This window comes from Sphingomonas sp. SP5, assembly GCF_058313455.1.
In genome coordinates, this window is record NZ_JBZFLF010000001.1 from 320,732 (window position 1) to 333,966 (window position 13,235).

The 13,235-nt window shown below is 68.6% G+C and carries 11 protein-coding genes; 7 read left to right on the top strand and 4 right to left on the bottom strand.

What is annotated here, in order from left to right; all coding sequences use genetic code 11:
• Window positions 1-4 precede the first annotated feature (4 nt).
• Window positions 5-340, bottom strand: coding sequence for a PilZ domain-containing protein (locus tag AC4GY7_RS01475; RefSeq protein ID WP_491111634.1), 336 nt, complete (start codon window positions 338-340; stop codon window positions 5-7).
• Between the two features lie 117 nt (window positions 341-457).
• Window positions 458-934, bottom strand: coding sequence for an RNA polymerase-binding protein DksA (dksA, locus tag AC4GY7_RS01480; protein WP_491111635.1), 477 nt, complete (start codon window positions 932-934; stop codon window positions 458-460).
• A gap of 390 nt (window positions 935-1,324) precedes the next feature.
• On the opposite strand from dksA, the gene AC4GY7_RS01485 reads away from it, so the two are divergent.
• Window positions 1,325-2,248, top strand: a complete 924-nt coding sequence (locus AC4GY7_RS01485; protein WP_491111636.1) for a hypothetical protein — start codon at window positions 1,325-1,327, stop codon at window positions 2,246-2,248.
• Window positions 2,249-2,317: 69 nt separating this feature from the next.
• Here the strand turns inward: AC4GY7_RS01485 and AC4GY7_RS01490 are convergent, their stop codons facing one another.
• Window positions 2,318-2,827, bottom strand: coding sequence for a host attachment family protein (locus AC4GY7_RS01490; protein WP_491111637.1), 510 nt, complete (start codon window positions 2,825-2,827; stop codon window positions 2,318-2,320).
• A gap of 102 nt (window positions 2,828-2,929) precedes the next feature.
• Here AC4GY7_RS01490 and serS point away from each other — a divergent pair, with 102 nt between their 5' ends.
• Genes serS through AC4GY7_RS01510 form a run of 4 tightly spaced genes read left to right on the top strand, consistent with a single transcriptional unit; the run spans window position 2,930 to window position 6,956 of the window.
• Entirely contained in the window at window positions 2,930-4,204 is a 1,275-nt protein-coding gene (gene serS, locus AC4GY7_RS01495; RefSeq protein WP_491111638.1) for a serine--tRNA ligase, read from the top strand.
• 5 nt (window positions 4,205-4,209) lie between these two features.
• Window positions 4,210-5,322, top strand: coding sequence for a peptidoglycan DD-metalloendopeptidase family protein (locus AC4GY7_RS01500; protein WP_491111639.1), 1,113 nt, complete (start codon window positions 4,210-4,212; stop codon window positions 5,320-5,322).
• A 22-nt stretch (window positions 5,323-5,344) separates the two neighbouring features.
• Window positions 5,345-6,574 carry a tyrosine--tRNA ligase gene (gene tyrS / locus AC4GY7_RS01505; RefSeq protein ID WP_491111640.1) on the top strand — a complete coding sequence of 410 codons (1,230 nt, stop codon included), beginning with the start codon at window positions 5,345-5,347 and terminating at the stop codon, window positions 6,572-6,574.
• Window positions 6,575-6,605: 31 nt separating this feature from the next.
• Window positions 6,606-6,956: a PilZ domain-containing protein gene (locus AC4GY7_RS01510; protein WP_491111641.1), complete on the top strand. Its 351-nt coding sequence runs from the start codon at window positions 6,606-6,608 to the stop codon at window positions 6,954-6,956.
• Window positions 6,957-7,211: 255 nt separating this feature from the next.
• On the opposite strand, the gene recG is transcribed toward AC4GY7_RS01510, so the two are convergent.
• Complete coding sequence (gene recG / locus AC4GY7_RS01515) at window positions 7,212-9,278, bottom strand: ATP-dependent DNA helicase RecG (protein WP_491111642.1); 2,067 nt, start codon at window positions 9,276-9,278, stop codon at window positions 7,212-7,214.
• A 78-nt stretch (window positions 9,279-9,356) separates the two neighbouring features.
• Here recG and AC4GY7_RS01520 point away from each other — a divergent pair, with 78 nt between their 5' ends.
• Window positions 9,357-9,620, top strand: coding sequence for an FAD assembly factor SdhE (locus tag AC4GY7_RS01520; protein ID WP_491111643.1), 264 nt, complete (start codon window positions 9,357-9,359; stop codon window positions 9,618-9,620).
• A 109-nt stretch (window positions 9,621-9,729) separates the two neighbouring features.
• A complete protein-coding gene (mfd, locus tag AC4GY7_RS01525; protein ID WP_491111644.1) occupies window positions 9,730-13,227 on the top strand; it encodes a transcription-repair coupling factor in 3,498 nt (1,165 codons plus the stop codon).
• Window positions 13,228-13,235 lie beyond the last annotated feature (8 nt).

Consider the following 13,235-nt stretch of genomic DNA (forward strand, 5'->3'; position numbering starts at 1 on the left):
CGTATCAGTCGCGCGTGGCGACCGGCTTGCGCGCCTTCTTGGGATCGATCGGCCGATCGAGCGCGATGCCGATCCGGCCTTCGGTGCACCAGGCGACCTTGCCGCCGACTTCGCCGATCCCACGCACGTCCAGCATCACCGCCGTGCCGGGCTCCATCACCCGCGTGCAATCCACCATCAGCCCGCCTTCGGAGAGGTTGCGCACCCGCACCTCGCGCTCGCGTGCCTCTCCCTCGAAGCGCAGCCGCGCCATCAGGAACAGGCTGTCGCGCGTGCGGCTCCGTTGCGCGCCGCCGGTGAGGTCGGCGGGAGCGAAGGGATCGCGGGAGAAGCTGTCCATGGGTCGATGCGTCTCGTGGTTGGCGGGCGGCGGCTACGGTTGCGCGTACCGGCGCAACCGTAGCCAAAGCCTTAACCCGCCCTGGAGCCATGCCCCGCCGTCGCGCGGCAGGCGGGATCAATCCTCGCGCGAGATCTTTTCGTTGCGCTCGTGCCGCTCCTGGGCCTCCAGCGTCATCGTGGCGATCGGGCGCGCTTCGAGCCGGCCGAGGCTGATCGGCTCGCCGGTCACCTCGCAATAGCCGTATTCGCCCTCGTCGATCCGGCGGACCGCCGCTTCGATCTTGGACACCAGCTTGCGCTGGCGATCGCGGGTGCGCAGTTCGATCGACCAGTCCGTCTCGCTCGACGCGCGATCGGTGAGATCGGATTCCCGCAGCGAGTCGAGCTGCAGCTGGTTGAGCGTGCCGGCCGCGTCCTGCAGAATCGCGTCCTTCCACTTGAGCAGCTTGTTACGGAAATACGCCTGCTGCCGCAGGCTCATGAACGGCTCGTCCGCGCTGGGTCGATAGCCGTCGTCGGCCCGGTCGTCGGCATCGTTCGCCGGCAAGGGACTGGAACTTACGTCGTGTACGCGACTGACTTGCGTTGCCATGCCACTCTCCCTCCGGCCCCTGATTGACCTCGGGACCGCCCCCAATGTAATCGCGCCTATAATCGTGCGCGAACGGAACCACAAGCGACGACCATTGCCGAATCGAACCACAACGTGTTCGAATATTGCGATTAGCGTCATTTCTGCATCACCGCCTCTATTGTCGGTAGAGCCGGCCGGCCGTTAACGTTTCGCTCGTCTTCTGTTCCGATCTGGCACGTTAACGTCGATCGCGCCGGCGCCCTGCGAAGAAAAGCCGCGGGAGCGGTCAAGATCATGGTTAACGATCTTGCACTTAATCCTTTGTTTTGCACTTGGTCGCATATCGGCGATGTTGTGCCGGGTTCGGGAAGCCGGACTTGGCCGCGCCGGCAACGAAAGAGAGACATCATGTCCGTACGGATGGCATTGGCGAAATTGTGCGCATGCGCTTGCGGTGGCGCATTGATCGGCGGCGGCGCCGTGCATGTCGCCGAGCGGCCGAGCCGCCCCGCCTATGTCAAGCAGGTCAAGAAGCGCGTGGTCGCCCGCCGTCAGGTCGCCTCGACCCAGCGGGTGCGCCACCGCGTCGTCACCACCACGACGACCAGCTGCGCACCCGCCGTGGTGACCGTGGCAAGCCAGGCGGCGCCGGTGCCGCTGCCCGCCCCGCAAGGCTTCGTCGGCGGCGGCGGTGGCGGCGTCCCGGTGGTGGTCGGCGGCAGCGGTGGCTGGGGCGGCGGCGGTGGCGGCTTCTTCGGCGGTGGCTTCTTCGGCGGCGGATCGTCGGGATCGAGCGGCAGCATCGTGATCTCGTCGACGTCCAGCGGCGGCTCGACATCGTCGTCGACCTCGACCGGCGGCGCCTATGTCGACGTGAACAACCAGAACAACAATCAGAACAACAGCCAGAACACCGCCAACTCCAATTCCAACTCAAACGCCAACAACAACAACAATACGAACACCAGCACGAACACCAATACCAACACGAACACCAACCAGCAGAGCCAGAACCAGGGGCAGGATCAGGGCCAGGGTCAAAACCAGGGACAAGGCCAGAACCAGGGCCAAGGTCAGGGTCAGGGTCAGGGCCAAGGACAGGGGCAGACGAACTACGGCTCCAGTTCCAAGGGCTGGAGCACCAGCGGCGGCTGGTCGTCGAACGGTGGCTGGACCTCGAGCGGCCATCATGGTGGCCCGCCCCCCGGCCCGCCGGGATCGTCGGGCGGCCCGCCCGCACCGGTGCCGGCACCGCCGATGGTGCTGCTGTTCGGTGCCGCTGCCGCCGCACTCGCCGCACGCAAGCGGTTCGCCAAAGCCCAGGCGGCTTGACGGGCTGACCCCGTAAAGAAAGCAAAGGGGCCGCCGGCGATCGCCGGGCGGCCCCTTTTTGTGTGCCGGTCAGGCGGAGCGGAGCGCCTGCTCGATATCGGGGACGGGATGCCCCGTCAGGTCCTTGGCGAGTTCGCCGGCCAGCCGGTCGCTGACCTCCTTATGGTAATGCTTGCGCAATTCGCCCAGCGTCTTGGGCGGCGCGACGATGATGAGCGTCTCGAATTCGTTGGCGAGCGCCCGCCGCTTCAGCATGTCGGCGGTGTCCGCGGCGAAGCGATCCTCCTCCTGCTGGTGATAGTCGGTTTCGCCCATTGATCCGCGTGAGGGCGCGAACTGCGCGCCGCCGCCGCTCGCATGGTTGCTGCCGCCCTGCGCCGCCGGTGGTGCGCCTGCCCCGCTCTGGGTCGATCGGGCAGCGCCGGCGGCATCCGTCTTCTGGTCGCGATCGGCGGGGTTCACATGCTCCTCGGCATGTTCGACCTTGAGATTGGGGTATTCCGCGTCGCCCTCGTTGCGGAAGAACAAGGCCTTGCGCCCGTCGGCAACCAGCACGAAGGCGTTATGGGGGACCTGCATCGTCGCATCTCCTGATCGTTGCAATCGAGCAGTCAACGCAGCGGCCCGCATGTGGGTTGCCGGCTTGCGCGCATCGGGGCACCCCGGCATAGCCACGCGCCTATGCACGACATCCGCGCCATCCGGGACGATCCCGCCGCCTTCGACACCGCCCTTGCCCGTCGCGGCCTGCCGCGCGTGTCGGCCGAGCTGCTCGCGATTGACGAGCGCGCGCGGGCGCTCACCACCGAGGTGCAGGCGACTCTCGCGCGGCGCAACGAGGCGTCCAAGGCGATCGGCGCCGCCAAGGCGCGCCGCGACGACCCGACCGACCTGATGGCCGAGGTGGCCGAGCTGAAGGAACGGCTGCCGCAACTCGAAGCGGAGCAGAAGGCGGTAGCAGCCGAGCTGACGGACCGGCTGGCCGCCATTCCCAACCTGCCCGCCGCCGACGTTCCGCACGGGGTGGACGAAGCAGGCAACGTCGAAGTGAAGCGCTGGGGCAGCCCGCGCAGCTTCGACTTCGCGCCCAAGGAGCATGCCGATCTCGGACCGCCGCTCGGGCTGGATTTCGAAACCGGCACGCGCCTGTCGGGTGCGCGCTTCACGTTCCTGCGTGGCGGCATCGCCCGGCTGCATCGCGCGCTCGCGCAGTTCATGCTCGACCGGCAGACGAACGAGAACGGCTATACCGAATGCAACCCGCCGGTGCTGGTCGGCGATGCCGCGATGTACGGCACCGACAAGCTGCCGAAATTCGCCGACGATTCGTTCCGCACCACCGATGGCCGCTGGCTGATCCCGACGTCGGAGGTCAGCCTGACCGCCTCGGTCGCCGACCGCATCCTCGGCGATCTGGCCGAGCCGCTGCGCATGACCGCGCACACCTTGTGCTTCCGCAGCGAAGCGGGCGCCGCCGGTCGCGATACGCGCGGCTTCATCCGCCAGCATCAGTTCGAGAAGGTCGAGCTCGTCAGCGTGTGCCGCCCCGAGGACAGCGATGCCGAGCATGAGCGGATGACGCGCTGTGCGGAAGGGATCCTGGAGGCGCTCGACCTGCCCTATCGCCGGCTGCTGCTGTGCACGGGCGACATGGGCTTCGGCGCGCGCCGGACGTTCGATCTGGAGGTCTGGCTGCCGGGACAGGATGCGTGGCGCGAGATCTCGTCCTGCTCGACCACCGGCGATTTCCAGGCGCGGCGCATGAATGCCCGCTACCGTCCGGCTGGCGAGAAGGGCACGCGCTTCGTGCACACGCTCAACGGCTCGGGCCTCGCGGTGGGGAGGACGCTGGTCGCGGTGCTAGAGAACTACCAGCAGGCCGACGGATCGGTGGCGATCCCGGACGTGCTGCGCCCCTATGTCGGCGGCCTCGACCGCCTCGCACCCAAAGCCTGAGCGCGATGGTGCGGGGGCGGATCGCCGCAGGGGTCGGGCTGGCGGCGCTGACGCTGTCCGCCTGCATCCCCAGCGTCGATGCACCGGGCGGATCGCCTCCCCCGCCCCCGCAGGGCGCCCCGGCGGTCGAGACGGTGCAGCCCGTTCCCGATGTCCGCGACGACGACCTTCCCGGTCGCGCATCGCCGGCGCGCGGCGAGGTGGCGATGCCGCGCACCGCGCGTCCGGCGTGGGAGGCACGGCCGGTCGCACCCGATGCGACATTGGTCGAGGAGCGCACCTATACGGTCGCACCCGGTGATTCGCTGCGCCGCATCGCCGAGCGGACCGGCGCGGGATCGGAGGCGATCGCTCGCGCCAACGGCCTCGCCCCGCCGTTCACCGTGCGTGTCGGGCAGGTGCTGACCATCCCCGGCGGCCGCTATCATCTGGTCCGCTCGGGCGAGACGGGGATCGCCATCGCCCGCGCCTATGGCGTCGAATGGTCGCGGATCGTTGCCGCCAACGCCCTGGAGGAGCCCTACATCCTGCGCGCCGGCCAGCGCATCCTGATCCCCGGCGATCCGCGCCGGCCGCCGAGTCGCGCCGATCGCGCCGCCGCGTTCCGCCTCGACATCGACGACATCCTGACCGGCGGCGAACCCGCCCCCGCACCCCGCCAGGCCCCCGCCAAGCCGGCGGCGAGCCCGCGCCGCGTGCTGCCGCCGACCGCCGTCGTCACGGCACCGGCGCGGCTGGAGGGCGGCTTCATCTGGCCGGTCGACGGCACCGTCGTCCGCCGTTTCGGCCCGGGCAAGAGCGGCGAACGCAACGACGGCATCAAGGTCGCGGTGCCCGTCTCCACGCCGATCCGCGCCACCGCAGACGGCGTCGTCGCCTATGCCGGCGACGGCATCGCGGCGCTGGGCGGGCTCATCATCATCCGTCACGGCGGTGGCTGGACCAGCGTCTACGGCCACGCCAGCAAGCTGCTCGTCCAGCGCGGGCAGAGCGTGAAGCGCGGGCAGACGATCGCGCTGTCGGGCGACACCGGCTTCGCCGACCGGCCGGAGCTGCATTTCGAACTGCGCAAGGGCCGCACGCCCGTCGATCCGCAGGGCCAGTTGCCGAGGCAGTGACCTGCCGCTAACCCCGCGGGCCATGACCTACCAGTCCGACCTGCTGAACACGCTCGCCACGCGCGGCTACATCCACCAGCTGACCGACGCCGCGGCGCTGGACGCCCTGGCGGCGCAACAGGTCGTGCCGGGCTATATCGGCTTCGATCCGACCGCGCCGTCGCTGCATGTCGGGCACCTCGTCTCGATCATGATGCTGCGCCGGTTGCAGCGCGCCGGCCACAAGCCGATCGTGCTGATGGGCGGCGGCACCGGCAAGATCGGCGACCCCAGCTTCAAGGACGAGGCGCGCAAGCTGCTGACCGACGACACGATCGCCGGCAACGTCGCCTCGATCAAGCGGGTGTTCGAACGCTTCCTGACCTTCGGCGACGGGCCGACCGACGCGATCATGCTGGACAATGCCGAATGGCTCGACCGGCTGGAATATATCCCGTTCCTGCGCGACATCGGCCAGCATTTCTCGGTGAACCGCATGCTGAGCTTCGATTCGGTCAAGCTGCGGCTCGACCGGGAACAGTCGCTGAGCTTCCTCGAATTCAACTACATGATCCTGCAAGCCTATGACTTCCTGGAACTCTCCAGGCGGTCGGCGTGCCGGTTGCAGATGGGCGGATCGGATCAATGGGGTAATATCGTCAACGGCGTCGAACTCGCCCGGCGGGTCGACGGCACGCAGGTGTTCGGCCTCACCACCCCGCTGCTGACCAATGCCGACGGCACCAAGATGGGCAAGACCGTCGGCGGCGCCGTCTGGCTGAACGAGGATCAGCTGCCCGCGTTCGATTACTGGCAGTTCTGGCGCAACACCGCCGATGCCGATGTCGGCGTCCGCCTTCGCCTCTTCACCGACCTGCCGCTGGACGAGATCGCGCGGCTGGAGGCGCTGGCGGGCGCCGAGATCAACGAGGCCAAGAAGATCCTGGCGAACGAGGCGACCGCCCTGTGCCGCGGCCGCGCCGCCGCCGACGAAGCCGCCGACACCGCCCGCCGCACGTTCGAGGAAGGCGCGAGCGGCACCGCCCTGCCGACCGCCGTCGTGACGGGCGGCGGCATCGGGATCGTCGATGCGCTGATCGCGCTGGGCTTCGCCAAGTCCAAGGGAGAGGCGCGGCGGCTGATCGCCGGCGGCGGCGCCCGCATTGGCGCCGACAAGGTCGTCGACGAGGCGCAGGTGATTGCCGTCGGCACCGAGCCGGTTCGTCTCTCGGCGGGCAAGAAGAACCACGGCCTGCTCATTTTGGGTAAGTAAGCCTCTGTAAACGGATCGGTCTTTATCCCTCATGTCCGAAACGGTCCGGCGCGGGCCGGGGGATATGAGCGTGGCGGGTAGCGTGTTGGATGCCTATACGGAGGTGCGTGCCGAGCCGCGCGACGAGGTGCATCACCGCACCCGCGTGACCCTGGCCGACCGGCGCAGCGTGCCCGTGCTGGTCGTCAACATGTCTCCCGGCGGACTGATGATCCGCAGCGACGCGGCGGTCAGCGTCGGCGAGTGGATCCGCATCCAATTGCCCGTGGTCGGCGAGGTGCAGGCGGCGGTCCGCTGGGCGCTGGGCGGTCGGATCGGCTGCCAGCTCGAACGCCCGATCCCGGCGAATCGCTACCATGCGGTGCTCGGCGCGATGGCCTGACCCATGCCTTCCGGCCGGGAGGCTATCGCCTCTGGGCTGTCTGATCCGCGGCGGTGTTCTTCAATCCTCCGTCGTGCCGGACTTGGTCCGGCATCCACCGTGCCGCACACCAACACGCTATCGGTTGCGCGGCACGGTGGACCCCGGACCAAGTCCGGGGTGACGGGGAATATCGGGAGGCCATGCCCCTTCACCTGAAGCCAGCAGCTACCCGAGCCATATACGACGGCCCTGCTCCGGCAGGGAAGGCATGGACTAGCCCGACCGCAGCAGCGCCACGCCCGCGTCGCGATCGAACAGGTACAACGCCACGCGCGCCGCCGCGCCGCGCGGCCCCTCCAGCCCGCCATCGCGATCGATCAGCAGCCGGGCATCGTCCTGCGCGCATTGCAGCAGGTCGGCGAGCATCTCCGGCAGGGCGAGGCGGAACGCCACCTCGCCCGACTGCCGCGTGCCGAGCAATTCGCCACCGCCGCGCAGGCGCAGATCCTCCTCGGCGATGCGGAAGCCGTCGTTGCTTTCCCGCATCAAGGCGAGCCGCGCCCGCGACGTCTCGCTGAGCGCGCTGCCGCGCAGCAGCAGGCAGCGCGACAGGCCGCCACCCCGGCCGACCCGGCCGCGCAGCTGGTGCAGCTGGGCAAGGCCGAAGCGGTCGGCATGCTCGATCACGATCAGCGTTGCATTGGGCACGTCGACGCCGACCTCGATCACCGTCGTCGCGACTAGCACGCTCAGCCGGTTGCCGGCGAACGCCTCCATCACTGCGTCCTTCTCGACCGGCTTCATGCGGCCGTGGACCACGCCAATCCGCTCCCCGAAGCGCTGGCGCAGCGAATCGGCGCGCATCTCGGCAGCGGCAAGGTCGCTCTTCTCGCTTTCCTCGACCAGCGGGCACACCCAATAGGCCTGGCCGCCATCGGATATGTGGCGGCCGATGGCGTTCACCACCTCGTCCAGCCGGTCTTCGCTGACCACCCGCGTCTCGATCGGTTCGCGGCCGGGCGGCATTTCGTCGAGCCGGCTGACGTCCATCTCGCCATATTGCGCCAGCGTCAGCGTGCGCGGGATCGGCGTCGCGGTCATCGCGAGCAGGTGCGGCGGCGCCTTGCCCTTGGCCTGGAGCATCATCCGCTGCGCGACGCCGAAGCGATGCTGTTCGTCGACGATGACGAGCCCGAGGTCCTTGTAGCCGACCGCCTCCTGGAAGATCGCGTGGGTGCCGACGAGGATATCGATCTCGCCACTCGCCAGCGCCATTAGCGTCGCTTCACGGGCCTTGCCTTTGTCGCGCCCGGTCAGCACCGCGATCCGCACGTCGACGCCTGACAGCGTCTTGCGCAGCGTTTCGTAATGCTGGCGGGCGAGAATTTCGGTCGGCGCCAGCATCGCGCCCTGCGCCCCCGCCTCGACCGCGATCAGCAGCGCCATCGCGGCGACCAAAGTCTTGCCCGATCCGACATCGCCCTGCAGCAGACGCAGCATCGGCGCGGTCTGCGCCATGTCGCCCTCGATCTCCGCCACGGAACGCGATTGCGCCCCGGTCGGCGTATAGGGCAGCCGCAGCTGATCGCGCAGGCGGCCATCGCCGACCAGCGCCCGCCCCTTGCGCTTGCGCGTGTCCGCCCGCACCAGCGTCATCGCCAGCTGGTTGGCGAAGATCTCGTCATAGGCGAGCCGTTCGCGCGCCACCTTGTCGGCGGGGTCGGCGTGGATGCGCTGCAACGCCTCGCGCCAGTCCGGCCAGCCGCGCTTCACCTTCAACCCCGGCTCGATCCATTCGGCGAGGTCGGGCGCCCGCTCGATCGCCTGTGCAGCGAAGCCGGCGAGGCGGCGCGAGGTCAGCCCCTCCGACAGCGGATAGATCGCCTCGCGTTCGCGGAACGGTTCGTCCGGCTCGCCCCCCGCACCACCAGCAACGTCGGGGTGGACGATCTGCAATGTCTCGCCATAGCTTTCGAGCTTGCCCGACACACGGCGCGGTTCGTCGAGGGGCAGCAGCTTCTTCACCCAGCCCGACGAACCGCCGAAATAGACGAGGCTGACGGCATTGCCGTGCGCGTCGGTGGCCTGCACGCGAGTCGGGCCGCGGCCGGTGCTGACGCGATAATCGCGCGGGGTCAGCGTGATGGCGATCACCCGACCGGCGTCTGCGACGTCCAGCGCCTCGCGCGGCAAGCGGTCGATCCACCCGCTCGGCAGGTGGAAGGCGACGTCGACCACCCGCTCGAGGCCGAGGCGGTCGAGCGGCTTGGCGAGGCCCGGGCCGACGCCCTTCAGGGCGGTGACCTCGGCGAACAGCGGATTGAGGATATCGGGGCGCATGACTACATGGCCGCTATAGCCTACCCGGCACGCGCTTCCAGCGTCTGCCGGGCTATTCCTATTGCTCTGGGATGCCGCATGGATCACGCCACCCGATTGAAGCGCCTGAAATTTCGCGCCTGGCACCGCGGCACGAAGGAGGCCGACCTGATGATCGGCGGCTTCTTCGACGCCCATGGCGCGTCGTGGACGCCCGAACAGCTCGCCTGGTTCGAGGCGCTGCTGGAGGAGCAGGACGTCGACATCATGGGCTGGGCGATCGGATCGCTTCCCTGCCCGCCGCAATGGGACGGGGCGATGATGCGGACGATGCGGTCGCTGAACTACGTGCCGACGTTCTAAGCCCGTCCCGCTTGCGGGAGGGGTGCGGGGAGTGGAGCCTCCCCCTGCTGCCTGCCGTCCCTGCCCTCCCCCCGGCCCCTCCCGTAAACGGGAGGGGAGAAGAGTGGACATGCCCGACCTCAAGACGATCCTCGCCGCCAAGACCCCGCTGACCCTGTCGGGCGTACCGACCGGTTTCCAGCCCTCGCTGCTCGCCGACATCGCCCGCGCCGCGGCGCATAGCGGGCGGGGGGGCAGCAAGAGCGGCCGCGCGGTGTTCGTCGCGCCGGACGATGCCGCGATGCGCGCGGTCGCCGCCACCGCGCCGTTCTTCGCGCCCGAGCTGGAGGTCGTCAGCTTCCCCGCCTGGGACTGCCTGCCCTACGACCGCGCCAGCCCGACCTTGCGGATCATGGCGGAGCGGATCGCGGCACTTTACCGTCTGCAACGCCCGATCAAGACGCCGCAGTTGCTGCTCACCACGGCCAATGCCGCGACCCAGCGCGTGCTGACGCCGTTCCGCATCCGCCAGCTGGTCGCGACGCTGGAACCCGGCGCGCGCATCGACCGTGACGACCTCGCCCGCCTGCTCCAGGCGAACGGTTACGTCCGGACAGAAACGGTGCACGACCAGGGCGAATATGCCGTGCGCGGCGGCATCGTCGACCTGTTCCCGAGCGGCGAGGAACAGGCATTGCGCCTCGACTTCTTCGGCGACGAGATCGAGACGGTCCGCACCTTCAGCCCCGAGGACCAGCGCACCACCGGGCGGATCGACGGCTTCACCCTGCTGCCCGCGTCCGAAGCCTTGCTCGACGAGGAATCGATCAAGCGTTTCCGCACCCGCTATCGCGACAAGTTCGGCGCGACCGCGACCGGCGACCCGCTGTACCAGGCGATCAGCGACGGCCGCCGGCTCGCCGGCATGGAGCATTGGCTGCCTTTGTTCGAGGAGAAGCTGGCGACGCTGTTCGAGCATCTGTCTGCCGATGACGTGATCGTCCGCGATTTCGGCGTCACCGGCGCGGCCGAAGCGCGGATGGAATCGATCGCCGATTATTACGAGAACCGCCAGCGCGCCGAGGCGGCGCAGCCGGGCAGCTACCGTCCCCTCGCCGCCAAGACCCTGTACCTCGACACCAAGGAATGGGCGGCCGGACTGGAGGCGGCGCATGCGCACCTCACCACGCCGTTCCACGAGCCGGAGAGCGCCAGCGTGCTGGACTTCGGCGTCGATGGCGCCCGCGATTTCGGGCCTGAGCGATCGGCGGGCACCAACATCTACGAAGCCGTCGTCGATCACCTCAAGGCGCTGCGCAAGCAGGGTCGGAAGCCGGTGCTGGCGAGCTATTCGGTCGGCGCGCGCGAACGGCTCGGCAACCTGCTGAAGGATCACGGCCTTGCCGGCGGCAAGGCGGCAGACAGCTGGCAGGACGCGCTGGGGATCGCCGATACGGGCAAGAGCGTGGGCGTGGCGCTGGTGGTGCTGCCGCTCGACCATGGCTTCACCGCACCCGATGTGGCGGTGCTGACCGAACAGGACATGCTCGGCGACCGGCTGGTGCGGCGGGCCAAGCGCAAGAAGTCCGCCGATGCCTTCCTTGCCGAGCTGGCGACGCTGACCCCCGGCGATCTCGTCGTCCATTCCGACCATGGCATCGGCAAATATCTCGGCCTCACCTCGATCCCCGTCGGCAAGAGCCCGCACGATTGCGTCGCGGTCGAATATGCCGGCGGCGACAAATTGTTCGTGCCGGTCGAGAATCTGGAAGTGCTGTCGCGCTACGGCTCCAGCGAGGAAGGCGCCTCGCTCGATCGCCTCGGCGGGGAGGCATGGCAGCGCCGCAAGTCGCGGATGAAGGAGCGGATCCGCGAGATCGCGGGCGAACTCATCAAGACCGCCGCCGAACGCGCGCTCCACCCCGGCGACGTCATGGAACCGGACGCCAGCGGCTACCCCAGCTTCGTCGATCGCTTCCCTTATGCCGAGACGGACGATCAGGACCGCGCCATCGACGACGTGCTCGGCGACCTGTCTGCCGGCAGGCCGATGGACCGGCTGATCGTCGGCGATGTCGGCTTCGGCAAGACCGAAATCGCGCTGCGCGCCGCCTTCGTCGCGGCGATGGCGGGCAAGCAGGTCGCTGTCGTCTGCCCGACGACCCTGCTCGCGCGCCAGCATTTCAATAATTTCAGCGCGCGCTTCGAAGGCTTTCCGATGAAGATCGGGCGGCTGTCGCGTCTCGTCGGCACCGCCGAGGCGAAGGCGAACAAGGAAGGGCTGGCCGACGGCAGCATCGACGTGGTGATCGGCACGCATGCGCTGCTGGCGAAAGCCATCGACTTCAAGCGGCTCGGCCTCGTCATCGTCGACGAGGAACAGCGCTTCGGCGTCACCCACAAGGAGCGGCTGAAGGCGCTGCGTGCCGATGTGCATATGCTGACGCTGACCGCGACGCCGATCCCGCGCACGCTGCAGATGGCGATGAGCGGCATCCGCGAATTGTCGGTGATCCAGACCCCGCCGGTCGATCGCCTGGCGGTGCGCACCTATGTCATCCCGTGGGACCCGGTCGTGCTGCGCGAGGCGTTGCTGCGCGAACATTATCGCGGCGGGCAGAGCTTCATCGTCACGCCGCGCGTCGCCGACCTGCCCGACCTCGAAGAGTATCTACGCAACGAGGTGCCGGAGGTCCGCTACGTCATCGCCCACGGCCAGATGAGCGCGACCGAGGTCGAGGAGCGGATGAGCGCCTTCTACGACAAGAAGTTCGAGGTGCTGGTCTCCACCACAATCATCGAAAGCGGCATCGACATCGCCTCGGCCAACACGATGATCGTCAACCGCGCCGACCGCTTCGGCCTCGCCCAGCTCTACCAGCTGCGCGGCCGCGTCGGCCGGTCGAAGACGCGCGCCTATGCCTATCTGGTCACGCCCCCCGAACGGATGATGACCGACACGGCGGAAAAGCGGCTGAAGGTCCTGTCCGACCTCGATTCGCTGGGTGCGGGATTCCAGCTCGCCAGCCACGATCTCGATATCCGCGGTGCGGGCAACCTGCTCGGCGATGAGCAATCGGGCCATATCAAGGAGGTCGGCTACGAACTCTACCAGTCGATGCTGGAAGAGGCGATCATGGATGCCAAGGCAGGCGGCCTCAAGACCGATCGCCCGCGCGACTTCAGCCCACAGATCACCGTGGATGCGCCGATCCTGATCCCGGACGATTACGTGCCGGACCTCGACCTGCGCATGGGCCTCTACCGCCGCCTCAACGAACTGGAGGAGGGCCGGGAGATCGAGGCGTTCGCCGCGGAACTGATCGACCGTTTCGGCCCACTGCCAGACGCGACCGAGAATCTGATCCGCGTCATCGAGATCAAGCTAAACGCGCGGCGGGCGTGCATCGCCAAGATGGATGTCGGTCCGCGCGGGGTGCTGGTGTCGTTCCACGACGACACGCCGCCCAATGTCGCCGGCCTGCTCGCCTATGTCGATCGCCTCAACGGCGTCGCCAAGCTGCGTCCCGACAGCAAGCTGGTGCTGCAACGCGCCTGGCCCGACGCCAAGTCGCGCCTGCACGGTGCCCTGCAATTGTCGAAGGGGCTGGCCAAGGCGGCGGGGTAGCCCGCCGC

What these genes read in the sequence shown, in the direction of transcription:
- AC4GY7_RS01475 (WP_491111634.1), bottom strand. Translation starts at nt 340, where the DNA reads ATGGACAGCTTCTCCCGCGATCCCTTCGCTCCCGCCGACCTCACCGGC.
- dksA (WP_491111635.1), bottom strand. Translation starts at nt 934, where the DNA reads ATGGCAACGCAAGTCAGTCGCGTACACGACGTAAGTTCCAGTCCCTTG.
- AC4GY7_RS01485 (WP_491111636.1), top strand. Translation starts at nt 1,325, where the DNA reads ATGTCCGTACGGATGGCATTGGCGAAATTGTGCGCATGCGCTTGCGGT.
- AC4GY7_RS01490 (WP_491111637.1), bottom strand. Translation starts at nt 2,827, where the DNA reads ATGCAGGTCCCCCATAACGCCTTCGTGCTGGTTGCCGACGGGCGCAAG.
- serS (WP_491111638.1), top strand. Translation starts at nt 2,930, where the DNA reads ATGCACGACATCCGCGCCATCCGGGACGATCCCGCCGCCTTCGACACC.
- AC4GY7_RS01500 (WP_491111639.1), top strand. Translation starts at nt 4,210, where the DNA reads ATGGTGCGGGGGCGGATCGCCGCAGGGGTCGGGCTGGCGGCGCTGACG.
- tyrS (WP_491111640.1), top strand. Translation starts at nt 5,345, where the DNA reads ATGACCTACCAGTCCGACCTGCTGAACACGCTCGCCACGCGCGGCTAC.
- AC4GY7_RS01510 (WP_491111641.1), top strand. Translation starts at nt 6,606, where the DNA reads ATGTCCGAAACGGTCCGGCGCGGGCCGGGGGATATGAGCGTGGCGGGT.
- recG (WP_491111642.1), bottom strand. Translation starts at nt 9,278, where the DNA reads ATGCGCCCCGATATCCTCAATCCGCTGTTCGCCGAGGTCACCGCCCTG.
- AC4GY7_RS01520 (WP_491111643.1), top strand. Translation starts at nt 9,357, where the DNA reads ATGGATCACGCCACCCGATTGAAGCGCCTGAAATTTCGCGCCTGGCAC.
- mfd (WP_491111644.1), top strand. Translation starts at nt 9,730, where the DNA reads ATGCCCGACCTCAAGACGATCCTCGCCGCCAAGACCCCGCTGACCCTG.